Source organism: Intestinimonas sp. HCP28S3_D6 (genome assembly GCF_052065695.1).
Classification (GTDB): domain Bacteria; phylum Bacillota; class Clostridia; order Oscillospirales; family Oscillospiraceae; genus Intestinimonas.
Genome location: NZ_JBQHTM010000013.1, coordinates 22,604 through 46,681, shown reverse-complemented (window position 1 = coordinate 46,681; position 24,078 = coordinate 22,604). Strand labels below are relative to the sequence as shown.

Annotated in this window: 21 protein-coding genes; 16 read left to right on the top strand and 5 right to left on the bottom strand. The window is 64.1% G+C overall.

What is annotated here, in order from left to right; genetic code table 11:
* Positions 1–993 carry a UDP-glucose 4-epimerase GalE gene (gene galE / locus ACTNBK_RS06355; RefSeq protein ID WP_441144584.1) on the top strand — a complete coding sequence of 331 codons (993 nt, stop codon included), beginning with the start codon at positions 1–3 and terminating at the stop codon, positions 991–993.
* A 4-nt stretch (positions 994–997) separates the two neighbouring features.
* Positions 998–2,491, top strand: a complete 1,494-nt coding sequence (galT, locus tag ACTNBK_RS06350) for a UDP-glucose--hexose-1-phosphate uridylyltransferase (RefSeq protein WP_441144582.1) — start codon at positions 998–1,000, stop codon at positions 2,489–2,491.
* 44 nt (positions 2,492–2,535) lie between these two features.
* Here the strand turns inward: galT and ACTNBK_RS06345 are convergent, their stop codons facing one another.
* The 5 genes from ACTNBK_RS06345 to ACTNBK_RS06325 form a co-directional block, all read right to left on the bottom strand.
* Entirely contained in the window at positions 2,536–4,065 is a 1,530-nt protein-coding gene (locus ACTNBK_RS06345) for an AAA family ATPase (RefSeq protein WP_441144580.1), read from the bottom strand.
* Entirely contained in the window at positions 4,062–5,387 is a 1,326-nt protein-coding gene (locus ACTNBK_RS06340) for a vWA domain-containing protein (RefSeq protein WP_441144578.1), read from the bottom strand. Before ACTNBK_RS06340 ends, ACTNBK_RS06345 begins: the two co-directional genes overlap by 4 nt.
* An 8-nt stretch (positions 5,388–5,395) precedes the next feature.
* A complete protein-coding gene (locus ACTNBK_RS06335) occupies positions 5,396–6,373 on the bottom strand; it encodes a leucine-rich repeat protein (RefSeq protein WP_441144576.1) in 978 nt (325 codons plus the stop codon).
* A 134-nt stretch (positions 6,374–6,507) separates the two neighbouring features.
* Positions 6,508–7,116: a hypothetical protein gene (locus ACTNBK_RS06330; protein WP_441144575.1), complete on the bottom strand. Its 609-nt coding sequence runs from the start codon at positions 7,114–7,116 to the stop codon at positions 6,508–6,510.
* An 87-nt stretch (positions 7,117–7,203) separates the two neighbouring features.
* Complete coding sequence (locus ACTNBK_RS06325; protein ID WP_441144574.1) at positions 7,204–8,691, bottom strand: hypothetical protein; 1,488 nt, start codon at positions 8,689–8,691, stop codon at positions 7,204–7,206.
* Between the two features lie 202 nt (positions 8,692–8,893).
* Between ACTNBK_RS06325 and ACTNBK_RS06320 the strand changes: the two genes are divergently transcribed.
* The 14 genes from ACTNBK_RS06320 to ACTNBK_RS06255 all read left to right on the top strand — a co-directional run bounded on the left by ACTNBK_RS06320 (position 8,894) and on the right by ACTNBK_RS06255 (position 24,063).
* Positions 8,894–9,319: a VOC family protein gene (locus tag ACTNBK_RS06320; RefSeq protein WP_441144572.1), complete on the top strand. Its 426-nt coding sequence runs from the start codon at positions 8,894–8,896 to the stop codon at positions 9,317–9,319.
* A gap of 13 nt (positions 9,320–9,332) precedes the next feature.
* Positions 9,333–10,124 (top strand): acyl-CoA dehydratase activase, encoded by a 792-nt coding sequence (locus ACTNBK_RS06315; RefSeq protein ID WP_441144571.1) that lies wholly within the window; start codon positions 9,333–9,335, stop codon positions 10,122–10,124.
* Entirely contained in the window at positions 10,121–11,398 is a 1,278-nt protein-coding gene (locus ACTNBK_RS06310) for a 2-hydroxyacyl-CoA dehydratase subunit D (RefSeq protein WP_441144570.1), read from the top strand. The genes ACTNBK_RS06315 and ACTNBK_RS06310 overlap by 4 nt, the downstream gene beginning before the upstream one ends.
* 16 nt (positions 11,399–11,414) lie before the next feature.
* Positions 11,415–12,539, top strand: a complete 1,125-nt coding sequence (locus ACTNBK_RS06305) for a 2-hydroxyacyl-CoA dehydratase subunit D (protein WP_441144568.1) — start codon at positions 11,415–11,417, stop codon at positions 12,537–12,539.
* 12 nt (positions 12,540–12,551) lie between these two features.
* Positions 12,552–14,117, top strand: a complete 1,566-nt coding sequence (locus ACTNBK_RS06300; RefSeq protein WP_441144566.1) for an acyl CoA:acetate/3-ketoacid CoA transferase — start codon at positions 12,552–12,554, stop codon at positions 14,115–14,117.
* 222 nt (positions 14,118–14,339) lie between these two features.
* Positions 14,340–17,909: a chromosome segregation protein SMC gene (gene smc, locus ACTNBK_RS06295; protein WP_441144564.1), complete on the top strand. Its 3,570-nt coding sequence runs from the start codon at positions 14,340–14,342 to the stop codon at positions 17,907–17,909.
* Between the two features lie 98 nt (positions 17,910–18,007).
* A complete protein-coding gene (locus ACTNBK_RS06290; RefSeq protein ID WP_441144562.1) occupies positions 18,008–18,277 on the top strand; it encodes a hypothetical protein in 270 nt (89 codons plus the stop codon).
* Between the two features lie 13 nt (positions 18,278–18,290).
* The gene (locus tag ACTNBK_RS06285; RefSeq protein ID WP_441144560.1) at positions 18,291–18,542 is read left to right on the top strand and encodes a hypothetical protein; all 252 of its coding nucleotides are present in this window, start codon (positions 18,291–18,293) and stop codon (positions 18,540–18,542) included.
* A gap of 22 nt (positions 18,543–18,564) precedes the next feature.
* Positions 18,565–19,431, top strand: a complete 867-nt coding sequence (gene ftsY / locus ACTNBK_RS06280) for a signal recognition particle-docking protein FtsY (protein ID WP_294513154.1) — start codon at positions 18,565–18,567, stop codon at positions 19,429–19,431.
* 48 nt (positions 19,432–19,479) lie between these two features.
* Positions 19,480–20,196 (top strand): ribonuclease PH, encoded by a 717-nt coding sequence (gene rph, locus ACTNBK_RS06275; RefSeq protein WP_441144558.1) that lies wholly within the window; start codon positions 19,480–19,482, stop codon positions 20,194–20,196.
* A gap of 3 nt (positions 20,197–20,199) precedes the next feature.
* Positions 20,200–20,799, top strand: a complete 600-nt coding sequence (locus ACTNBK_RS06270) for an XTP/dITP diphosphatase (RefSeq protein WP_441144556.1) — start codon at positions 20,200–20,202, stop codon at positions 20,797–20,799.
* 20 nt (positions 20,800–20,819) lie between these two features.
* Positions 20,820–21,140 carry a ribosome assembly RNA-binding protein YhbY gene (yhbY, locus tag ACTNBK_RS06265; RefSeq protein ID WP_276857620.1) on the top strand — a complete coding sequence of 107 codons (321 nt, stop codon included), beginning with the start codon at positions 20,820–20,822 and terminating at the stop codon, positions 21,138–21,140.
* 128 nt (positions 21,141–21,268) lie between these two features.
* Positions 21,269–22,483: a bis(5'-nucleosyl)-tetraphosphatase (symmetrical) YqeK gene (yqeK, locus tag ACTNBK_RS06260; protein ID WP_441144554.1), complete on the top strand. Its 1,215-nt coding sequence runs from the start codon at positions 21,269–21,271 to the stop codon at positions 22,481–22,483.
* Positions 22,483–24,063 carry an LCP family glycopolymer transferase gene (locus ACTNBK_RS06255; protein ID WP_441144553.1) on the top strand — a complete coding sequence of 527 codons (1,581 nt, stop codon included), beginning with the start codon at positions 22,483–22,485 and terminating at the stop codon, positions 24,061–24,063. The genes yqeK and ACTNBK_RS06255 overlap by 1 nt, the downstream gene beginning before the upstream one ends.
* Positions 24,064–24,078 lie beyond the last annotated feature (15 nt).

The following is a 24,078-nucleotide window of genomic DNA, read 5'->3' as shown; positions in this document are numbered from 1 at the left end:
ATGGCGATCTTAGTGTTGGGCGGGGCCGGCTACATCGGCTCCCATACGGTGTACGAGCTCATCGACGCGGGCCGGGACGTGGTGGTGGCGGATAACCTCCTCACCGGCTTCAAGCAGGCGGTCCACCCCAAGGCCCGGTTCTATCAGCTGGACATCCGGGACAAGGGGGCGCTGGACACCCTGTTCCAGGCGGAAAAGATTGAGGGCGTGATCCACTTTGCCGCCTCCTCCCAGGTGGGGGAGAGCATGTCCGACCCCCTGAAGTACTATGACAACAACCTCTACGGGACCATGGTGCTCCTGAAGTCCATGGTGGAGCACGGGGTGGACAAGATCGTCTTCTCCTCCACCGCCGCCACCTACGGGGAGCCGGAGCGGGTGCCCATCCTGGAGAGCGACAAGACCGTGCCCACCAACTGCTACGGCAACACCAAGCTGTCCATGGAGCAGATGATGGGATGGGTGTCCAAGGCCCACGGCCTTCGGTATGTGGCCCTGCGGTACTTCAACGCCGCCGGCGCCCACATCTCCGGCGCCATCGGTGAGGCCCATGACCCGGAGACTCATCTGATCCCCATCATCCTCCAGGTGCCCAACGGCCAGCGGGACCACGTGGGCATCTTCGGGGACGACTATCCCACTCCCGACGGCACCTGTATCCGGGACTACATCCACGTCACCGACCTGGCCCAGGCTCACATCCTGGCCCTGGATTACCTGCTCAAGGGCGGCGAAAACAACGTCTTCAATCTGGGCAACGGCGTGGGCTTCTCGGTGAAGGAGGTCATCGACGTGGCCCGGAGCGTCACCGGACACCCCATTCCCGCAGAGGTCTCCCCCCGCCGCTCCGGAGATCCCGCCCAGCTCATTGCCTCCTCTGCCAAGGCCGTGGAGGTTCTGGGGTGGAAGCCCAAGTACAACGACCTGAGCACCATCATCTCCACCGCCTGGAAGTGGCATCAGGCTCACCCCCACGGCTATGGGGAGGGCTGAGCACATGGTGGACAGAGAGATCCAGGCCCTTGTTGCCTACGCCCTGGATACCGGCCTCATCGAGCCCTGTGAGCAGGTGTGGGCGGTGAACGCCCTGCTGGAGGCCCTGGGGCTGGACAGCTATACCGAGCCGGAGACCCCGCCACAGCGGCCCGTGGACCTGCCCGCTGTGCTCACCGCCCTCATGGACGATGCTCACGCCCGGGACGTGCTCAAGGAGGATTCGGTGGTCTACCGGGACCTCTTCGACACCAAGCTGATGGGGGTGCTCACCCCACGGCCCGCTCAGGTCATCAGAAAGTTCCAGACCCTCTGCGCCGAGAGCCCGGAAAAGGCCACCGACTGGTACTACAAGTTCAGCCAGGACACCAACTATATCCGCCGGGACCGCATCGCCAAGGACGTGAAGTGGATCGCCCCCACGGAGTACGGGGACCTGGACATCACCATCAACCTCTCCAAGCCGGAGAAGGACCCCAAGGCCATTGCCGCCGCCCGGAACTTGCCTGCCTCGGCCTACCCCCGGTGCCAGCTGTGCGCTGAGAACGAGGGCTATGCCGGCCGGGTCAACCACCCCGCCCGGGCCAACCACCGCATCGTCCCCATCACCATCAACGGCTCGCCCTGGTTTTTGCAGTACTCCCCCTATGTCTACTACAATGAGCACTGCATCTGCCTCAACAGTGAGCACGTGCCCATGAAGATCGACCGGGCCTGCTTTGCCAAGCTGCTGGACTTTGTGGGCCAGTTCCCCCACTATTTTGTGGGTTCCAACGCCGACCTGCCCATCGTAGGCGGCTCCATCCTGGCCCATGACCACTTCCAGGGCGGCCACTACACCTTCGCCATGGAAAGGGCGCCAGTGGAGACCCCCTTCACCTTCCCCGGCTACGAGGATGTGAAGGCCGGTATCGTGAAGTGGCCCATGTCGGTGGTCCGCCTCACCGCCGCCGACCCGGCCAGGCTCATCGATCTGGCCGACAAGATCCTGCGCTCCTGGCGGGGCTATACCGACGAGGCCGCCTTCATCTTCGCCGAGACAGATGGGGAGCCCCACAACACCATCACCCCCATCGCCCGCCGCCGCGGCAGCGACTACGAGCTGGACCTGGTGCTCCGCAATAACATCACCACGAAGGAGCACCCCCTGGGGGTCTACCACCCCCACGCCGAGCTCCACCACATCAAGAAGGAGAACATCGGTCTCATCGAGGTCATGGGCCTGGCCGTCCTCCCCGCCCGGCTGAAGGAGGAGCTCTCCGCCGTGGCCGACGCCCTGGTGAGGGGTGCCGACCTCCGTGCCGACGAGCGCACCGCCAAGCACGCCGACTGGGCCGATTGTTTCAAGGGCAAGTACGCTATCACGGCGGACAACGCCCTGGACATCGTGGAGAAGGAGACCGGCCTGGTCTTTGCCCAGGTGCTGGAGCACGCCGGCGTCTACAAGCGCACCGCCGAGGGCAAGGCCGCCTTCCTGCGCTTCCTGGAACAGATTTGAAACAGGTAAAAAACGGTCCCGCCTTTTTTAGGCGGGACCGTTTTTTAATGTTCCGAGGTGGGCGGCTCCTCCCGGCGGACCTGGGCGATCTCAGAGAGAAGGGCCTGCTGGGTGTCGTTGAAGAGGAGGGACTTGTTGTGGCGGTAATAGGCCTCGCAGCCGAAGTTCTGGATGAACCAGGAGGTGTGGGTGCCGGCGGTGAGCTCGGTGGCAAAGATGACCAGCTCCTGGCCTTCCCCCAGGGCGGACTCCAGGAAGGCAAAGGACTGCTCCAGATGGTCCCCCACCTGGGCGGCGGCGCTGGCCCGGAGGGCCACATCGGACTGGAAGTCGGCCTTCAGAATGTCAAAGGCGGCGGCGCTGTTGGTGGGGACGGCCTTTTCCAGGTGGCGGAGGAGCTCCTCCAGCCGCCCCAGATGGGCCAGGACCAGCCGCTCTCCCTGGCGGTCGCCGGAGCCGGCGGAGCGGCGGCGGGAGAGGTCCTGCCGGAGGGCGTCGGCCTTCTCCGTCAGGAAGGCGTCAGGCCGGACGGCAGGGAGCTGTCCTTTCAGGGCGGCCAGGTCGGCGTGGAGGGCGTCGGCCAGGGCGTCCAGCTCCCATACCTTCCGGCACTCCTCCCGGAGCCGGGAGAGGAGCAGCCCCAGAATGCTCAGCCGCTGGTCGAAGGGGGCGGCGGAGAGCTCCCGGACCATCAGGGGGGACCACGTTCCGGTAAGGATCTCGTCCACGTGGTAGACCTTGCGGTACTGGTCGTAGAGAGCCAGATAGTCGGCAAAGTCCCGGGCGATGCGGGGGAGCTGGAGGTATTCCCCCACCACCTCCCGGTCGGCGGGGATGCCCAGAGCCTCGTAGGAGAGGAGGAGCTCGGAGAGGTCCTCCCAGCCCCGGGCGGTGACGAACTGGAGGCCGTCGGCGGTGCGCTCCACGGCGTAGAAATTCTCCTTGCGCAGGTCCAGATAGGAGAGGATGGCCCCGTGGATGCCCCGGGCCTGGGCGTACTCCTTCCACACGCCGTAGTCGGCGGTGATGTCCATGCGCTTCACCCGGTCCAGGGTGACCACGTCGAACTCTCGCACCGACTTGTTGTACTCCGGCGGGTTGCCGGCGGCGGCGATGATCCAGCCCTCGGGGAGGCGCTGATTGCCGAAGGTCTTGCACTGGAGGAACTGGAGCATCATGGGGGCCAGAGTTTCGGAGATGCAGTTGATCTCGTCCAGGAAGAGGATGCCCTCCCGGACGCCGGTCTCCTCCATGGTCCGGTAGACCGAGGCCAAAATCTCGCTCATGGTGTACTCGGTGACCGAGTGGACCTGGCCGCCGAAGGTCTCCTCCTTGATGAAGGGGAGGCCCAGGGCAGACTGGCGGGTGTGGTGGGTGATGGTGTAGCTCACCAGGCCAATGCCCAGCTCGCCGGCGATCTGCTCCATGATCTGGGTCTTGCCGATACCCGGCGGGCCCATGAGGAGGAGGGGCCGCTGCCGCACCGGCGGGATGCGCCAGGCCCCCAGTTCGTCTTTGGACAGGTAGGCCCGGACGGTGTTTTGGATCTCCTCTTTGGCGCGTTTGATGTTCATGGATCTTCCTCCTCGGAAAGGGTGTCAGGGTGGGCGTCGGCCTGGATGAGCTCGTCCTCGTCCAGCAGCACCTGGATGCCCCAGGGGGGCACCCGCTCCGGGAAACCCTGCTGGGCCAGCATGACGAAGGCGGCGTCGTAGGCGGGCCGCCGGGCGGGGTAGATCCCCAGGCCGTCGGTGAAATAGAGGAGCCCCCGCAGGTCCCGGAGCTCCCCATTCCGGAGCAGGCCGTCCACATGTTCAAAGACGGGCCGGAAGTCGGTGGCGCTCTGGCCGGTGAGCTGGAAACGCTCCATGGCGGTCTTCAATTCCGCTTCATTGGTGATGAGCTGGTCGGAGCGGAGCTGGTCGTCGCACTGGAGGAGCCGCAGGCGGAAGGTGCGGAAAAAGCTCTCCGATTCCTTCAAAATGGTGTAGGTGTAGGAGAGAAACTCCCGTACCAGTTCCCCGGAGGTGGACATGGAGGTGTCGATGGCGATGACCAGGTCCCGGACCCGGCGGGTCTCCCGGGTCTCCAGGGGCTCGATGAGGGGCATGTTGCCGTAGCGGCGCAGGCCGTAGGCGTAGTAGCCGTAGTCAAAGGCGTCGGCGTCCACACCCAGCTCCTCCCCCAGCACGGCAAAGCGCTGGAGGAAGGCCCGGTAATTGTGCTTCTCCCGGGCCTCCACGCGAAGCTGCTCCAGCATCGCCTGGCCGCCTGTGGCGTTCTGGCTGAACACTGTCTCCATGCCGGTCTGCACCCGCTGGGCGGCCCGCTGCCACTGCTCCTCGTTCTCCTGGGTCTGCTTCTGCTCCCAAAGACTGTGGTCGTCCTGGAGAAATTCCCGGGCCAGGGTGGCCCGCTCGTAAGGGGAGAGGCGCTCCCGGCGGAAGGCGCGATAGATGGCCTCGGCGGTGAGGGCTTTGTCCCCGCCCCCCAGCCGGGCGTAGAGGGCCTGCCGCCGGCTCACCGCCACCGGGGCGGTAAGGCAGGGGTAGTCCAGGCCGTCCAGAACGGACTCCACCGCGATGTCGCAGCACAGGTCCCATAGCTCCCCATCCCTGCCCCTGCGCTTGGGGAGGTGGCGGAGGAGACAGTGAAGGACGGTGTGGAGGTAGGCCCGGCACACCAGGGTGCGGCTGCGCTCATACCGGGCGGAGAGCCAGGTGCCGCAGTAGTAGAGGGCCCGGCCGTCGGTGGCCAGGGTGGGGGTGTCAAAGCCGGTCTCCGGCCGGAGGGCGCCCAGGGCGGCGTCCAGAAAGGGTAGGTTGAGGTAGAGCTCGTTCCGGGCGGCAAACAGGATTTTTTGGCCTAAAGTCTGCCATTCACTGCGTTCTGCCATGGTCCACCTCACAGATCAAAGGACTTGTCCAGGCCCTGCCCCGGGGCGGGACGCAGGTCCTCCAGCAGGAGGGCCAAGGCCTCGGTGTTTCCCCGTTGCCGGGCGGCGTCACAGGCGGCAGCGCGCTGGGCGGGGGAGAGGAGCCTTTGGGCCAGGAGAAAGGAGAGGCCTTCTGTGTCCCGGCGGTCCAGCAGGAGGGCGACGGCCTCCTCCCCGTGGTCGGAGAGGGCGGAGCGGTAGGCCGCCTCCGCCCCGGCGGAGAGCCGGAGGGGCCAGCGGAGCCGATCCAGGGCCATCCGACAGACGGATAAGAAGTCGTGCTCGGCCAGAAACCGTTCCAGGCAGCCGTCGTAGGCGCCGAAGTCCACTACGCCGTCCCGGACGCACTGTCGGCAGGCGTAGCCGCCCCCCTGGATGCGGGTCTGGAAGATATGGGGGGCGGCCAGCAGCTCCAGCTCCTCGTGCCAGGCAGGAAAGAAGAGCCGGGCTTCTGCCCCGTCAGGGAAACGGAGGGCCACCTCCAGGTCGGCCACGCAGTCGGCCAGCAGAGGGCGCAGGCAGCTCCTGCCGTCCTCACCCAGGGTCAGGGTAATTTTTTGAAGGGGACAATTCATGAAGGAGTCGCTGCCCAGCCGCTCCACGGACCCGGTGAGGGTGAGCTGGGCCAGGTTCCGACAGTTGTAGAAGGTGTAATCCCCTACGGTTTTGAGCATGGCGGGGAGGACCACTGAGCGGATGGCGGAGGCGTCGTGCCGGGGCTCCGGCCCGCCGCAGGTGACGCGGACCTGGAATAAGTCGGCACAGCCGGAGAGGTCGGGCTCCCGCTGGGAGAGGGCGTAGGGTCCCAGGGCGGTCACCGGCTCGTCCAGCACCCGGTCGGGCAGCACTACATGGGCGGCGTCGGCGGTGCAGCGCAGGATGGCGATGCCCTCCGGTGTCCTGCGGCAGGTGAGGAGCAGCTCGCTCTCACCGGTCTGTTGTTCCATATAGGTCCCTCCCTTCGGTTTCAGCAGGCAACATGATACCACCTCCGTTCCAGCGAGGCAAGAGGGACAAATGGACAAAAAGGCTCCGCCGTGACCGGCGGAGCCTTTTGGACCTGAGCAGGGACAGAGTTGTTTTACGCGTCATCCATCTCGGAGAGGGTGGCCAGCAGGGCGGAAAAGGCATCATCGTCCTCCGTGGTGGAGAAGAGCATGATGTTGATAAGGTAGTCCCCCTGCTTGCGCAGATACTGCCGCTGATAGGGGGTGTCCTGGCCCTCCATGGTCAGGGGTACCATGATATAGGCGTGGCCGGGCAGCTGAACGGTGACGGAGGTGCCCACGGAGTAGGTGGCGCCCTCCAGCTCGGCGCCGGCCTCCAGGCCGTCAATGTAGTCGTTGGCGTTGCCGCTGTAGCTCTGCACCAGGATGAGGATGCCGTTTCCGGTCTCGGTGTCCTTGGCGGAGAGCTCATAGTGATAGACAGAATCGGGGTCCTCGCCGGTGCCGCCCCGCTGGAGGTCCAGGGCCTTATCGGCCTCGGCGCTCATAGCATCCAGATCCTCCTGACTGGTGGCCTCCCAGCCCTGGGGCAGGGTGAAGCGGAGATCCACAAAGGCGTCGTAGAAGATGCTGTCCCGCCAGTAGCCGGGGGAGTAGTGGTTGCGTTTGTCTTCGCTGCAGCTCGTCAGCAGTACGCCCAGCAGGGCGGTCAGCAGGAGCAGCGCGATGGTGCGCTTTTTCATGTCTGTCCTCCTGTGCAGATGAGATTCTTTTCGTATCATACCACAAAAAAGGGGAGAAGAAAACACCCATCTATGTCCGGCAACAGGTCAGAGGGGACCGGGGTCACCGGCGGAGGCCGGATGCTCGGAGTCGCCGCCCGGGTGCATGGTGAGCATGCGGTAAATCATCCCGCCGTACCGGCGCTCCAGCTCGGGCACCTCCCGGTGGTCGAAGCACCGGCAGGCGCTCAGGGACTGGAGGTGCTCCAGGTAGCGCTGGGCGGCCTGGATCAGAATGTCGCTCTGGACGGTGTAAAACATGGGCCCTTCCCCCGTCAAATAGGCGCCCGGACTCTTCAGGAAGAGCTTTTTGGGACTCAGATAGACCCCAAAGCCCGGCTGCGGCCCCGGCGGAAGGGCGTCGTCATCCAGGACAAAAAAGCGGATGTCGTGGTTGGCCAGGACCCGCTCCTTAATGTTCTCCAGATGCTCCAGGCGCTGGGCATACGACATGCGGTAGGGGATGTCGGCAAAGAGCAGCTCGCCGGAGTCCAGATAGCGCAGAAGGGAGGATTTGAGCAGGTAAAAGTCGATGTGGCTCTTTTGAAAGACCTCCTCCCAGGTGATAAACAGCCGCCTGAGGTCCCAGACGGGACCGGCGGCGGGGCCGCCGGCCTGGAGAATGGGTTCACAGACGGAGGGGGGCAGCAGGAATTCAAAGCCGTAGGGGGAGAAGAACTGAAATTGATCCCGGCTGTAAAAATCAGTGCGGTATCCGCCGCGGCGCATGTCCTCCGGCTGGGCGGGGCTCAGCAGGACGGGCCGCTCGGAAAGACGGGCCATGGCAGTTTCCCGCAGATGGGTTCCCGCCGCGCCCTGAGCCATGACGAGGGCGTCCAGCTCGCCGCGGCCGTCCATGCTCATGAGCATGCCGCAGTGCTCACCAACCGCCAGGAGCCCTTCCCGCTCCAGCCCCGCGCCGTCGTACAGGGTGAGGAAGCTCTCCCGGTTCCGGCTGAGGAAGCCGTAGAGCAGCCCCATCTCCTCTTGGCCGCCCTGGCGGAAGGAGGTCAGGTCCAGGGCGGCGTGGATATGGACCCCTTTGCCGTGGAAGAGATGTTCCAGGGCGGGGAGATCCCTGCTTTTGAGCAGAGTGAGGAGGTCGATGGTGCAGATCACCGTCTCCCCCTTGCCGGGAGTCGGGATGGCCCGCAGCCGCTCCAGAATTTCGTGGTGCCGGACCAGGAGCTCTGCCTCAGACGCGGCGGCGGACCCGGTGGCGGTCCGGTGGTGGACGGAGGCGTCGTAGGCCTCGGACAAAAGGGTGGTGATCCGCGATTCTAACCCTTCCTGGGCGCCCGCGCCCGGGAAGGCGGTGTCAAAGGCGGCCTCCGCGCCGTCCCGGCGGATGGCGTCCCCAAAAAAACGCCCCAGCGCCACATCCACCGTGTGGGCGGTCTTGGGCGCGGGGAGCAGGTCCTTGTTGCACCACTTGCTGATATAGGAGACGTCGTAGCCCACCTCATCGGCTACCGCGTAGAGCTTGCTGCCTGTGAAGTCCACCAGCCGCCGGAGCAGAGCGCCATACTCCGTCATAACAGATCCCTCCCTGTGTCCCTGTTGGGGTCAGTATACCATAGGTGGAACCACTTTTCAAATCCGCCATGCAACTTGAATCAAGTTGCATGGCGGATTCAAGTTTGATGCAACTCATTTCCAGAAAAGTCCATTGCATTTCATGGCTTCACGCCGGAGGCCGTGCTACACTGATGCCACTTCAAAAGAAAGGGTGACCCATATGAAACCCCTGCGGATGCACCATGTGGGAGTGGTCCTCCCCACTGTGGAACAGGCGGAACATCTCATCGAGCTTTTTGGCCTGGAAGTGGATTATCGAGGCTACGTGAAGAGCTATCACGCCGACCTGATCTTTACCAAGTACGGCCCACGGGAGAGTCCTATTGAGTTCATCATTCCCCATGAGGGGGTGCTCACCCGCTTCAACGGCGGCAAGGGCGGCATCGCCCACATCGCCTTCGAGGTAGAGGACGTAGAGGCCGCCAGCCGGGAGCTGGAGGCCCAGGGCCTGGAGATGCTGGAGAAAGAGGCGGTGGAGGGCACCTCCGATATCATCGTCAATTTCCTCCGCCCCCGGTACTCTGAGGGCGTCCTCTTCGAACTGGTCCAGACCGTGGCTCCCATCGACCGCGGCGAACAGCACTGAGGGAGGAAACGGCATGTATACCATGGGCATCGACGTGGGCTCCGCCTCCTCCAAGGCGGTCATCCTCCGGGATGGCAAAGAGGTGGTGGCGGGGCTGGCCGTCCAGGCGGGCACCGGCAGCAGCGGTCCCGGACGGGTGCTGGAGGAGATCGCCGCCACGAGCGGGCTTGATCTAAAGGATATGGCCTTCATCCTGGCTACCGGCTACGGCCGCACGGCCCTGCCGATGGCCGACAAGCAAATGAGCGAGATCACCTGTCACGCCAAGGGGGTCTTTTTCCAGGACCCCTCTGTCCGCACCATCATCGACATCGGCGGACAGGACGTGAAGGCCATCGCCCTGGACAACCGGGGCGGTATCCGCCAGTTCTATATGAACGACAAGTGCGCCGCCGGTACCGGCCGGTTTCTGGAGGTCATGGCCCGGGTGCTGGAGGTGCCCCTGGAGGAGATGGCGGAGTACCACTTTCGCTCTAAAAATCCCGCCCAGGTGAGCAGCACCTGTACGGTCTTTGCCGAGTCCGAGGTCATCTCCCTCCTCTCCCGGGGGACGGCCAAGGAGGACATCATTGCCGGCGTCCATTTCAGCGTGGCGGCCAAGGCCTGCGCCCTGGCCCAGCGCGTGGGGGTCCGGCGGGAGGTGGTCCTGTGCGGCGGCGCCGCCAAGAACGGCGGCGTGGCTGACGCCATTGAGAAGGAACTGGGGGCGCCCCTGGTGGTGGCCCAAAACCCGCAGCTCACCGGCGCGCTGGGCGCCGCCCTGCTGGCCTATGAGGAAATGATGCGAAAGGAGCGTTCCGCATGAGTGAGAAATCCACCCAAGAGATGACGGCGAAAGAGCTTCTGGCCTATTACCAGGCCAAACTGGATGAAGAGGCCCGCCAGGCCAAGGCCGACGGCAAGCTGGTGTGCTGGTCGGCCTCGGTGGCACCGCCGGAGATGTGCGTGGCCATGGATATCGCCATGGTCTACCCCGAGACCCACGCCGCCGGCATTGGCGCCCGCAAGGGGGCCATGGATATGCTGGAGGTGGCCGACCGCATGGGCTACTCCGTGGACTGCTGCTCTTATGGCCGGGTGAACATGGGCTATATGGAGCTGCTGAAGGAGGAGGCCATGACGGGCAAGACCCCTGAGGCCCTGGCCAACTCCCCCGCCGCCCGGGTCCCCCTCCCCGACCTGGTCATCACCTGCAACAACATCTGTAACACCCTTCTCAAGTGGTATGAGAACCTGGCCGCCGAGCTGAACATCCCCTGCATCGTCATCGACGTGCCCTTCAACCACACCATGCCCGTGTCCGAGCACGCCAAGGAGTACATCGCCGACGAGTTCCGCAACGCCATCTCCCAGCTGGAGGTTATCTGTGGCCGGCCCTTCGACTATGAGAAGTTCCACCAGGTACGCCGTCAGACCCAGCGCTCCATCGCCCAGTGGAACCGCATTGCCTCCATGAGCCGCTATAAACCCTCCCCCCTCAACGGCTTCGATCTCTTCAACTATATGGCTCTGGTGGTGTGCGCCCGCAGCCGGGACTACGCCGAGATCACCTTCAAGAAGTTCGCCGACGAGCTGGAGGAGAAGTATAAGAAGGGAGAGTCCGCCTTCAAGGGCGCTGAGCAGAACCGCATTGCCTGGGAGGGCATCGCTGTGTGGCCCTATCTGGGGCACACCTTCAAGACTCTGAAGAACCAGGGTACCATCATGACCGGTTCAGCCTACCCCAACATGTGGGACCTGAGCTATGATGCCGAGGACGAGTCCCTCCATTCCATGGCCGAGGCCTATACCCGTACCTATATCAACACCTGCCTGGACAACAAGGTGGCCGTCCTGCGGCGGATCATGGAGGAGGGCCAGTGCGACGGCGTCCTCTACCACCTCAACCGCAGCTGTAAGCTCATGAGCTTTTTGAACGTGGAGACCGCTGAGCGCATCCAGGAGAAGAACGGTCTGCCCTACGTAAGCTTTGACGGCGATCAGACCGATCCCCGGAACTTTGCTCCCGCCCAGTACGATACCCGGGTTCAGGCTCTGGGCGAGATGATGGAGCAGGCTGCCGACGGCGGCCAGGCATGAGGAAGGAGCGGTAGTCATGGAAGAGAACATCAAAGCCCTGCTGGAGCAGTTCAGAGCCATCGCCGGCGATCCCAAAAAGGCCATGGCTGACCACCTGGCCGAGACGGGAAAAGGCGCCATCGGCATGATGCCCATCTACGCCCCCGAGGAGCTGGTACACGCCACCGGCTTCCTCCCTGTGGGCCTCTGGGGCGGCAGCCGCCCCGTGACCAAGGCCCGGACCTATCTGCCCCCCTTTGCCTGCTCCGTTATGCAGCAGGTCATGGAGCTGGAGTGCGAGGGGGCCTATGACGACCTGGCCGCCGTGGTCTTCTCCGTCCCCTGCGATACCCTCAAGTGCATGTCCCAGAAGTGGAAGGGGACCTCTCCCGTGCTGGTTTTCACCCACCCCCAGAACCGGGGTCTGGAGGCGGCCAACCGCTTCCTGGAGCGGGAGTATGCCATTTTGAAGGAGAAGCTGGAGGACATCACCGGGGTGAAGATCACCAACGCCGCCCTGGAGCGCTCCATTCAGATCTACAATGAGAACCGGGCCGTCATGCGGGAGTTCTCCGCCCTGGCCGCCCAGTATCCCCAGGTCATCTCCGCCGTGGACCGCCACGCCGTCTTTAAGGCCCGGCTCTTCATGGAGAAGTCCCGCCATACCGCCCTGGTGCGGGCACTGATGGAGGCCGTCCGGGCGTCAGAGCCCCAGCCCTGGACCGGCAAAAAGGTGGTGGTTACCGGCATCCTGCTGGAGCCCAACGGCCTGCTGGAGCTCTTTGACCGGCTGGGTCTGGCCATCGTGGCCGACGACCTGGCCCAGGAGTCCCGTCAGATCCGGGTGGATGTGCCCGACGGCGACGAGGCACCCCTCTACCGCCTGGCCAAGGTATGGCAGAAGATGTACGGCTGTTCTGTGGCCACCGACACCCAAAAGCAGCGGGGGCCCATGCTCTTGGATATGGTCCGCAAGACCGGCGCCGACGCCGTTGTGGTGGCCATGATGAAATTCTGTGACCCAGAGGAGTGGGACTACCCCATCTACTACAAGCAGTTTGAGGCCCAGGGGGTCCGCAGCCTCATGATCGAGGTGGACCAGGAGTCCACATCCTTTGAACAGCTCCACACCCGGCTCCAGAGCCTGGTGGAGACCCTGTAAGGGGGCAGGAGCATGGGCAAGGTCAAGATCATCTCCCCGGCGGCGGCGGCCGGCCTCCTCAAGGATGGGGATACCTTCACCACCAGCGGCTTTGTGGCCAGCTGCATCCCGGAGGCGCTGAACAAGGCAGTGGAGCGCCGCTTCCTGGAGACAGGCCACCCCAGGGACCTCACCTATGTCTACGCCGGCTCCCAGGGCAACAAGGACGGCAGCGGCGGGGAGCACTATGCCCATAAGGGCTTGCTCAAACGCTTCATCGCCGGCCACTGGGCCACCGTGCCCGCCCTGGGCGAGATGGCGCTGCGCAATGAGATTGAGGCCTATAACCTCTCCCAGGGAGCCCTGTGCCATCTCTTCCGGGACATCGCCGCCCACAAGCCGGGCACCATCACGCCGGTGGGCCTGGGGACCTTCATCGATCCCCAAAACGGCGGCGGAAAGGTCAACAGCATCACCACGGAGGACCTGGTGGAGCGCATCACCATCAAGGGGAAGGACTACCTCTTCTATCCCGCCTTCCCCATTCACGTGGCCTTCCTGCGGGGGACCTACGCCGATGAGCGCGGCAATGTGACCCTGGAGAAGGAGGTGGCCACCCTGGAGGCCACCTCGGTGGCCCAGGCCGTGAAAAACAGCGGCGGCGTGGTGGTGGTCCAGGTGGAGGAGGTGGTCCGGGCGGGCAGTCTGGACCCCAGACTGGTCAAGGTCCCCGGCATCTATGTGGACTATGTGGTGGTGGCCGGGCCGGAGGACCACGCGCAGTCCATCGGCTGCCGGTACGACCCTGTCCTCGCCGGGGCGCTCCGGGCGCCGGATGCGGAAGCGGCGCCGCTGCCCCTGAGCGCCAAGAAAATCATCGGCCGCCGGGGTGCCCTGGAGCTGCGGCCGGATATCACGGTGAACCTGGGCGTGGGGGCGCCGGAATACGTGGCCTCCGTGGCCGCGGAGGAGGGGGTCGGCGACCGGATGACCCTGACGGTAGAGGGCGGCCCTGTGGGCGGCATCCCCCAGGGCGGTCCCCGGTTCGGCGCCTCCGCCAACGCCGACGCCATCCTGGACCAGGGCTATCAGTTCGACTTCTATGACGGCGGCGGATTGGATCAGGCCTATCTGGGACTGGCCCAGTGTGACCAGCACGGCAACATCAACGTCAGCCGCTTCGGACCCAAGATCGCCGGCTGCGGCGGCTTTATCGATATCAGTCAGAACACCAGGAAGGTCTTCTTCTGCGGGACCTTCACCGCCGACGGGCTGAAGGTCCGTATCCAGGACGGGACCGTCCACATCGACCGGGAGGGACGGAGCAAAAAGTTCCTCCGGCAGGTGGAGCAGGTGACCTTCAGCGGCGATATGGCGGTGCAGAACGGCCAGCAGGTGACCTATATCACGGAACGTTGCGTCTTCCACCTGGAGCCTGACGGCCTTCACCTGACAGAAATTGCCCCCGGCATCGACCTCCAGCGGGATATTTTGGACCAGATGGAGTTCGTGCCGATCATTGAATACAAGGACGGCGCGGTTCCGCTGATGGACCACCGGATCTTCCAGGAAGCTCCCATGGGTCTGGGCAGTGTCTGAGTCGCCGTCAGGAGTCTTTGAACGTTTTTTTCTTTGAATCCAGCCCTCGACTTGAGGGTCTCTCCCTCTCTATCTATCTCAGTTCATGCCGTACGGCCCGCTGAAACAGCGGGCCGTACGGCATTTTTTCGCCCCATTTGTGCTGCGGGGAGCGTTGCAAAGCGGCTGGGAACTTGATATAATATCTTATTCACAACATGGTAGGATAGGGAGTGTGTGCCTTTGTACCTCAAGGCGCTGGAGATCCAGGGCTTCAAATCGTTCCCGGACAAGACGGTTCTGACCTTTGACCACGATGTCACAGCCATCGTGGGTCCCAACGGCAGCGGCAAATCCAATATCTCCGACGCCATCCGCTGGGTCATGGGGGAGCAGTCCACCCGTGCCCTCCGGGGCGGCAAGATGGAGGACGTCATCTTCGGCGGCACCGCCAAGCGCAAGCAGCTGGGGTTTGCCGAAGTCTCCCTGGTGCTGGACAACACCGGTCACCTCTTTGACCGGGAGGAGAGCGAGATCATGGTCACCCGGCGGTATTACCGCTCGGGGGAGAGCGAGTACTTCATCAACCGCCACACCGTGCGCCTCCGGGACGTAAACGAGCTCTTCATGGACACCGGCCTGGGTCGGGAGGGCTACTCCATCATCAGCCAGGGCAAGATCGACGAGATATTGTCCGTCAAGAGCACCGACCGCCGGGAGGTCTTTGAGGAGGCCGCCGGCATCTCCCGCTACCGCCACCGGAAGGAGGAGGCGGAGCGGAAGCTGGAGCGCACCCAGGATAACCTGGTCCGGGTCAACGACAAGATCGACGAGCTGGAGCTCCAGGTGGAGCCCCTGCGGGCCCAGGCGGAGAAGGCCAAAAAATTCCTGGTCCTCCGGGACGAGCTCCGGGGGCTGGAGATCTCCCTTTGGATGGACCAGCTGGACAAGGTGCGGGCAAACAGCCGAAAGCTCCTCTCCGACTATGAGAACGCCGTCCGTCAGAAGGAGGAGGCCAAGGTCCTGGTGGAGCAGCTCTACGCCGCCGCCGAGGACTACGCCGCCAAAATGCGGGAGAAGGATATGGAGGCCGAGGGCGTCCGGTTCCAGATCCAGCAGCGCCAGGCCGACGCCAACGAGTGCGAGCGGGCGGTGGCGGTGCTCCGGGCCCAGATCCAGAGCAACCTGGAAAACGCCGACCGGGTCAGGCGGGAGCTGGACCAGCAGGAGGGCCGGGCCGGGTCCATTTCGGAGCAGATCGACCAGCGTCGCACCCGCCTGGAGGAGATCGCCGCCCGCCGGACCGGGCTGGAGGAGGAGCTCTCCGCCGCCCGGCAGGCCGACCAGGACGAGCGCCGCAGTGCCGGCACCCTGGAGAGCGAGCTGGAGGCCCTGCGGGAGAAGGAGACCGTGGAGAACGCCTCCGCCGCCGAGGCCAAGGCCCTCCTCTCCGCCCTGGCCGCCGCCGCCCAGGAGCTGCTGGACCGGGACGAGGCCGTCCGGCAGGAGCTGTCTGCCGGGGAGGAGAAGCTCTCCGCCGCCCACAAGGTGGCCGGAGAGATCGCCGCCGACCTCAAAAAGGCCAAAGAGGACCGGGAGGCCCTGGGCAACGTCATCAGCGGCTATACCATGCGTGCCGAGTCCCGGAAGCGGAAGGTGGAGACCGCCCAGGAGACCCACCGAAAACTCCAGATGGACGAGCACGCCCTCACCTCCCGGGTCCATATGCTCTCCGAGATGGAGAAGCTCTACGAGGGCTACTCCAAGGCGGTGAAGCTGGTGATGGGGGAGGCCCAGCGGGGGAACCTCCGCCACATCCACGGCCCAGTGGCCGGACTGGTCCACGTGCCCGACCCCTACACAGTGGCGGTGGAGATTGCCCTGGGGGGCGCTATGCAGAACATCGTGGTGGACAGCGAGGAGGACGGCAAGGCGGCCATCGGCTTCCTGAAGCGACGGGATGGCGGCCGGTGTACCTTCCTCCCTCTGAGCGCCATCCGTCCCTCCGAGTTTCGGGACACCGCCGTGGAGCACGAGCCCGGCTTCGTGGGCATGGGGGACCGGCTGGTGGAGTTCGACCCCAGATATAAGAATATCTTTTCCAATTTGCTGGGCCGGGTGGTGGTGGCCGAGGACATGGACGCCGCCATCGCCATGGCCCGGAAATACCGCTACCGCTTTAAGATCGTCACCCTGGACGGCCAGGTCCTCAACCCCGGCGGCTCCATGACGGGCGGCTCGGCCTCTCGCTCGGCGGGCATCCTCAGCCGGGCCAACGAGCTGGAGCGCCTGAACGCCCAGGTGGACGGGGTGCGGGCCCAGCTGGACCAGGCGGCCAAGGCCCTGGAGGAGGCCCGGCGGGAGTCCGCCGTGGCCATCTACGAGCTGGAGACCGCCCAATCCCAATGCCGTGAGCTGGAGGACAGGATTCTTCAGCTGGAGGAGCGGAGCGCCGCCCAGGAGAAGACCTGCGCCGACCTGGAGGGCCAGCGGGGGAGCCTGCGGGAGGAGCTCACCGAGATCGAAGGCCGTTCCCGTCAGACCGAGGCGGACACCGCCAACGCCAGAGCTCGGATCGAGGCATTGGAGGGTGCCGCCGCCGCCCTGCGGCTGGAGGCCGAGGGCAAGGCTGCGGGCCAGGCGGAGATCAGGGCCCGGATGGAGGCAGTGAGTGCCAGGATTGCCCAGCTCAGCCAGGAGACGGCTGCCCTGGAGGCCGAGCGGGCCGCTACCGAGCAGGCCCTCACTGAGCTGGAGGACCTGCGCCGGGACATCACCGGCGACAAGGAGCAGCGGGAAAATATGCTCCGGGAGCTGGAGATCAAAAATGACGACCTCAATAGAAAGATCCGGACCCAGGAGGAGAAGCTCCAGGCCATCCGGGTGGAGAACGAGGGACGGCAGGCCGAGATCGGGAGGCTCAACCAGGAGCGTCTGGCCCTGGAGGCAGAGCGGAACCGAGCCGACAAGGAGAGCCGGGACAAGAACAGCGAGCTGCTGAACATGGAGCGGGAGGTCTCGGTGCTGGAGCAGAAAAAGGTGACCGCCTCCATGGAGGAGAAGCAGATCCTGGACAAGCTCTGGGAGACCTACGAGCTCTCCCACGAGGCGGCCCGGGCCCAGCGCCAGGAGCTGGAGAGCGTGCCCAGGGCCCAGAAGCGGGTGGGAGAGCTCAAGCGGAGCATCTCCGGCCTGGGCAACATCAACCTGGACGCCATCGAGGAGTTCGACCGGGTCAACCAGCGCTATACTTACCTCACCGACCAGCGGGACGACGTGCGCCGGTCCAAGGAGGAGCTGGAGAAGGTCATCGCCGAGATCACCGGGGAAATGAAGTCCATTTTCTCCCAGCGATTCGGTGTCATCAACTCCGCTTTTGGGGAGACTTTTACCGAGCTCTTCGGCGGCGGCATGGCCACCCTGGAGCTGGACGACCCGGAGGACATCCTGGGCTGCGGCATCGAGATCAAGGTCCAGCCCCCGGGCAAGGCCCTGAAAGTCCTTTCCCTCCTCTCTGGCGGCGAGAAGGCCTTCGTGGCCATCGCCCTCTACTTCGCCATCCTGAAGGTGCGGCCCACCCCCTTCTGCGTCATGGACGAGATCGAGGCCGCCCTGGACGACGTCAATGTCACCCGGTTCGCCCGGTACCTCCGGGGCATGAGCACCAAGACCCAGTTTATTGTCATCACCCACCGCCGGGGCACCATGGAGGAGGCCGACGTCCTCTACGGTGTCACCATGCAGGAACAAGGAGTCAGCCGTCTGCTGACCATCAACCTCAACGATGTGGAAAAGGAACTGAATATCAAATAAAGTATTCTCCTGACCATCAACCTGAACGGCATAGAGAAGAACGGAAACAGTGAGACAGCCATTGAGCATTGATCTGGTGCGAAATGGAGGGGAAACGCATGAAAAAGTTCCATATCGACCATCGGAATGTGAGAAAAATCACGGGGCCTTTATGCTGGGTCATCGTTGTGGTGTCGCTGATCATCGTGCTCAACCCCAAGGCTCTGGTCCCCATCCTGATCGTGGACGGGCTGCTGCTGTTGGTCGGTGGGGTCCTGTCTATGCTGTTCTGGCGCTGCCCCTACTGTGAGCGGCGGCTGCCCGGCAGGAGGACGATCTGGGACGGAGAAATGGAATACTGCCCCTACTGTGGAAAAAGTTTGAGATGACCGGAGGAAAGGCATGAAAAAGTTTCGCATGGACCACCGAAACGCCCGAAAGATCATGTGGGTGTTTTATGGCGCGGGCTTCCTGCTTCTGCTGCTTGGGATGATCGGCCCCCAGGCAATGATCCTGACAGCTGTAGGGGTGGCCCTCATATTAGTCGGTGGCGTGATCGTGCTGTTGTTCTGGCGCTGTCCCCACTGCGGGATGGGGCTTCCCACCCGGGAGGGAAACATCCAGTACTGTCCCCACTGCGGTGGAAAACTATAAAATCAATAAGAGGAAGAAATATATGGGATTTTTTGACAAAATCAAAAAGCTGAACATTTTTGCGGGCTTCTCCGCCATCGACGATGACTTCTACGATGAGCTGGAGGAGACCCTCATCCTGTCCGATATGGGTATGGACACCACCCTCAAGGCGGTGGAGGAGCTCAAGCGCCGGGTGAAGAGCGAGAAGCTCAAGGACAAGGAAGAGGTCCGTAATTGCCTACGCCGGGTGCTCCAGGACATGCTGACGGTGGGAGACCAGGGGCTGGACCTCTCCACCCGCCCCTCGGTGATCCTCTTCATCGGCGTCAACGGCGTGGGCAAGACTACCACCATCGGCAAGCTGGCCGCTACCCTGAAGGCCCAGGGGAAGAAGGTCCTCCTCTGTGCCGGCGACACCTTCCGGGCCGCCGCCGCCGACCAGCTCACCATCTGGTCCCAGCGGGCGGGGGTGGAGATCGTCAAGCAGCACGAGGGGGCCGATCCCGCCTCGGTGGTCTTTGACGCGGTGACCGCCGCCAAGGCCCGGAACAGCGACGTCATCCTGGTGGACACCGCCGGACGGCTTCACAACAAGCAGAATCTGATGAATGAGCTCAATAAGATCTCCCGCATCATCGACCGGGAGCTCCCCGACTGCGCCAAGGAGACCCTGCTGGTGCTGGACGCCACCACCGGCCAGAACGGCCTTATCCAGGCCAAACAGTTCCGGGAGGCCGCCGGCGTCACCGGCATCGTCCTCACCAAGCTGGACGGCACCGCCAAGGGCGGTATCACCGTGGCCATCGCCGACACCCTCCAGATCCCCGTGAAGTATGTGGGTCTGGGCGAGGGCATCGAGGACCTGCGCCCCTTCGACGCCGAGGGCTTCACCGAGGCGCTGGTGTAATCCATCACAATAACGGCCATACGGCCTTGATTTTGGAGGAATCGAAACATGGCAAGGATCGACGGACGGGCCTGGGATCAGCTCCGGCCCATTGAGATCACCCCCGGCTTTAACAAATTCGCGGAGGGCTCCTGCCTCATCCGCTGCGGCAACACCATGGTGCTGTGCACCGCCTCTGTGGAGGAAAAGACCCCGCCCCATGTCCCGGAAGGGGAGGGCTGGGTCACCGCCGAGTACTCCATGCTGCCCCGGGCCAACCGGGAGCGGAGCAAGCGGGATATCTCCAAGCTGAAGCTCTCTCCCCGGTCGGCGGAGATCCAGCGCCTGGTGGGCCGTGCCCTCCGGGCTGCGGTGGACATGAAGAAGCTGGGGGAGCGCACCATCAACATCGACTGCGACGTGCTCCAGGGGGACGGCGGCACCCGTACCGCCAGCGTCACCGGCGGCTATGTGGCCCTGGCCCTGGCGGTGAAGAAGCTGATGGCCCAGGGCGTCCTGGCCGAGAATCCCATCATCACCCCGGTGGCCGCCATCTCCGCCGGCATCGTCCACGACCAGCTGCTGCTGGACCTGTGCTATGAGGAGGACTCCTCCGCCCAGGTGGACCTCAACTGTGTCATGACCGGCGAGGGCGGCATTGTGGAGCTCCAGGGTACCGGCGAGGGCCGGGCCTTCACCGTTCAGGAGCAGCGGGATCTGGTGGACCTGTGCGCCAAGGGCATCCGGGAGGTCATGACCTTCCAGGCCAAGGCGCTGGAGGGCTGAGCCGTGAAAGTGGTGCTTGCCAGCAAGAACCAGCACAAGCTGGTGGAGATGCGGGACATCCTCTCTGCCCAGGGGGTGGAGGTGGTCCTGGAGTCCGACGTGGGTGTGGACGTAGGTGTAGAGGAGACGGGGAGCACCTTTGAGGAGAACTCCCTTCTGAAGGCCAGGGCCGTCATGGAGGCCAGCGGTCTCCCCGCCATCGCCGACGACTCCGGCCTGTCCGTGGACGCCCTGAACGGCGCCCCCGGGGTCTACTCCGCCCGGTACGGCGGGGAGGGCCTGGACGACGTGGGCCGGTACCGCCTGCTGCTGGAGAACATGCGGGGGCAGCTGGACCGGAAGTGCAAATTCGTCTCGGTCATCACCCTGTGCATGCCCAACGGCGACGTCATCACCGCCCGTGGGGAGTGCCCCGGCACCCTGGCCTACGCCCCCCAGGGGGAGAACGGCTTCGGCTACGACCCCATCTTCTTCGTGCCGGAGAAGAAAAAGACCTTCGCCCAGCTCAGTCCCGAGGAGAAGAACGCCATCTCCCACCGGGGGAACGCGTTGAAACTCTTTCAGCAGAAGCTGGCCGACTATCTGTCCGGCCAGAGCAAATAAAACGATTTTAAGGAGATATTATGGATCTGACAAGCAAGCAGCGGGCCCAGCTTCGGGGCCTGGCAAACGGCATCGACACCATTCTGCACGTGGGCAAGGACGGTCTGGGGGACAACCTCATCAAGCAGGCCGACGACGCCCTGGAGGCCCGGGAGCTCATCAAGGGCAAGGTGCTGGAGAACTCCATGCTCACCGCCCGGGAGGCCGCCGAGGACCTGGCCAAAGCCACCCGCAGCGAGGTGGTCCAGGTCATCGGAACAAAGTTTGTATTATATCGTCAAAGTCATAACAAGGACAAGAAGGACCGGATCGTGCTGGTGAAGGACAAGCGGCAGAACTGATTTTTTCGGAAAATCGGAAAACGATTTCACGGTCCGGAGCGTCTAAAGGAGTATCCGCGCAGACCGGACGCGAAAAAGCCCACACAGCGGAATCTGGAAGAACAGTCAAGGGGAGAGGAGTGTTCACAATGAAGATCGGCGTGTATGGCGGAACCTTTGACCCACCCCACCTGGGGCATATGGAGGCGGCCCGGGCGGCGGCGGCTCTGCTGGAGCTGGACAAGATCCTGTTCGTGCCGGTGGCCATCCCGCCCCACAAGGCGCTGCCGCCGGAGGCCGTGCCGGCGGAGGACCGGTTGGCCATGACAGCCCTGATGGCGGACGGCGTCTGCCTGGAGATGGGGCGGCCCGGCCTGGCCCAGGCCGACGGTCTGGAGCTCTCCCGTCAGGGCAAGAGCTACACGGTGGACACCCTGGAGGAGCTGCGCCGGCGCTATCCCGATGACGAGCTGTGGCTCCTCATGGGGACGGACATGTTCCTTACCCTTCAGAACTGGCGGAACCCGGAGCGGATCACCGCCCTGGCCGGCATCGCCGCCTTTGCCCGGCGGGAGTCGGACGCCGGAGAGCTGCTGAAGACCCAGGGCCATTACCTCCAGGAGCGCTTCGGCGCCCGGGTGGCGGTGGTGGAGCTGCCCCAGATCATCGACCTCTCCTCCACCCAGGTCCGGGCTCTGCTGGACACCGACCGGGCCCAGGTGCGGGACGCCCTCTGGTGCCAGGTCTACGGCTATATCCTCCGCAATGGGCTCTATGACGTGAAGGCCGATCTCAAGCACCTGGATGACGACGACCTCCGCTGCGCATCTCTCTCCATGGTGAAGGCCAAGCGCATCCCCCACATCCGGGGCTGCGAGGAGGAGGCGGTACGCTTGGCCCAGCGCTGGGGCGCCGACACCCACCTGGCCCGCCGGGCGGGCATCCTCCACGACTGCACCAAGTACCTGGATCTGGAGGAACAGCTGGCCCTGTGCGAGCAGTACCACATCCAGCTGGACGAGCTGGAGCGGGTGGCGGTGAAGCTCCTCCACTCCAAGACCGGCGCCGCCATCGCCCGGCACGTGTTCGGCGAGCCGGAGGAGGTGTGCAACGCCATCTACTGGCACACCACCGGCAAGGCGGACATGGACCTCCTCTCCAAGGTGCTCTATCTGGCCGACTACATCGAGCCCTCCCGGTCCGACTTCGAGGGGCTGGAGGAGCTGCGGCGGCTGGCCTACACAGACATTGACGAAGCTCTGCTCCTGGGCTGTGAGCTGACCATCCAGGACATGGAAGAGCGGGGGGGCCCCGTGCACACCAACACCCTCCAGGCGAGAGATTTCCTGAAAGGACGGACCTGATGAACCCGGAGAAAGAGAACAGAAATGGCGGCAAGCACCTGCCCAAAAAAGGAGACCAGAGTCAAACGTCTCCCAAACAGCCGAAAAAGACCCTGACGCCCAAGCAAAAGGCCCTCCGGGCAGTCTATCTCATCATCACCATCCTGGCCGCCCTGGTAGTGGTGGTTTTCGCGGTGTCCCAGTTCCTCTTTGTCAAGCCGGAAATCCCCGTCAAGACAGACCCCAAACCCACAGAGAGCATCGCGCCGACGGAGTCCAGCGAATCTCCTGAGATTACTGGAGACGAGGCCCCGGACCTGGCGGCGGCCGGTCGGAAGGAGGACTATTACACCTTCCTGCTGGTGGGCCGTGACACGGGGGGCGGCGGCAATACCGACACCATCATGGTGGTCTCCTACGACGTGAAGAACCAGGAGCTCAACGCCATGAGCATTCCCCGGGACACCATCGTCAACAAGTCCTGGGACATTAAGAAGATCAACTCGGTCTACAACTACGCCGGTGGCGGCGAGAAGGGTATGGCGGCCCTGATGGACACCGTGTCCGACACCATCGGCTTTGCCCCCGATTTCCACATCGTGGTGGAGTGGGAGGCGGTGGGCAAGCTGGCCACCGCCATCGGCGGGGTGGACTTCGATGTCCCCGTGAACATGAACTACGACGACCCCACCCAGGACCTCCACATCCACATCAACAAGGGCTTCCAGCACCTGGATGGGGAGCAGGTCATGCAGGTCCTCCGGTTCCGCAAGAACAACAACGGCGCCCCAGGCATCTATAACCAGGGCGACATCGGCCGCATCCAGGTCCAGCAGGACCTGCTGATGGCCATTGCGGAAAAGCTCCTCCAGCCCTCGGTGGTCTCCCACATCCCCGATCTGGTAAACATTTTTGTGGAGAACGTTGAGACCGACCTCACCATCCCCAACCTGTTGTGGCTGGCCAAGTCGGCCATCCAGGGGGGACTGCGGACGGACAGCGTCAGCTTCGTCACCATGCCCGCCAACTACAACGGCTACTTCTGGAGCTACTCCATCGGCCGGAATGAGTCCTATGTATTCCCCTACGCAAGTGAGATCGTGGAGCTGGTCAATGAGGACTTCAACCCCTACCTCACTGACGTGACCAAGGCCAACCTGAACATCGTCTATAAAAATTCCGACGGTTCCATCGCCGCCACCCGCGGAGCCATCAAGGACAGCAGGGCCAACGCGGCCTACTACAACTCTCTGAAGCCGGCGGAGACAAAACCTCCCGCCGAGACTGAGCCGCCGGCGGAGACGCCCACGGAGAGCCCTCTGCCCAGCCAGAGCGGCACACCCACGGAGAGTGTACCGCCCGCTGAAACGGCGACGCCCACGGAGACGGTGCCGCCGGCGGCCACCGAGACCTCTACCGGGACCGGGACGCCGGAAAACACTACTCCACCGGCGGAGACCCAGGCCCCGGTCGTCAGCACCGCCCCTGAGGAGACCTCCGTCCCCTCCCAGGTCCCTGTGGAGACCCCTTCCGACGGGGCGACGTCCCCTGGTGACATCGGGATTCCGATTTTTACGCCGCCCGAGGTACCGGCCGCCTGAGGAAGATGGTTGCAT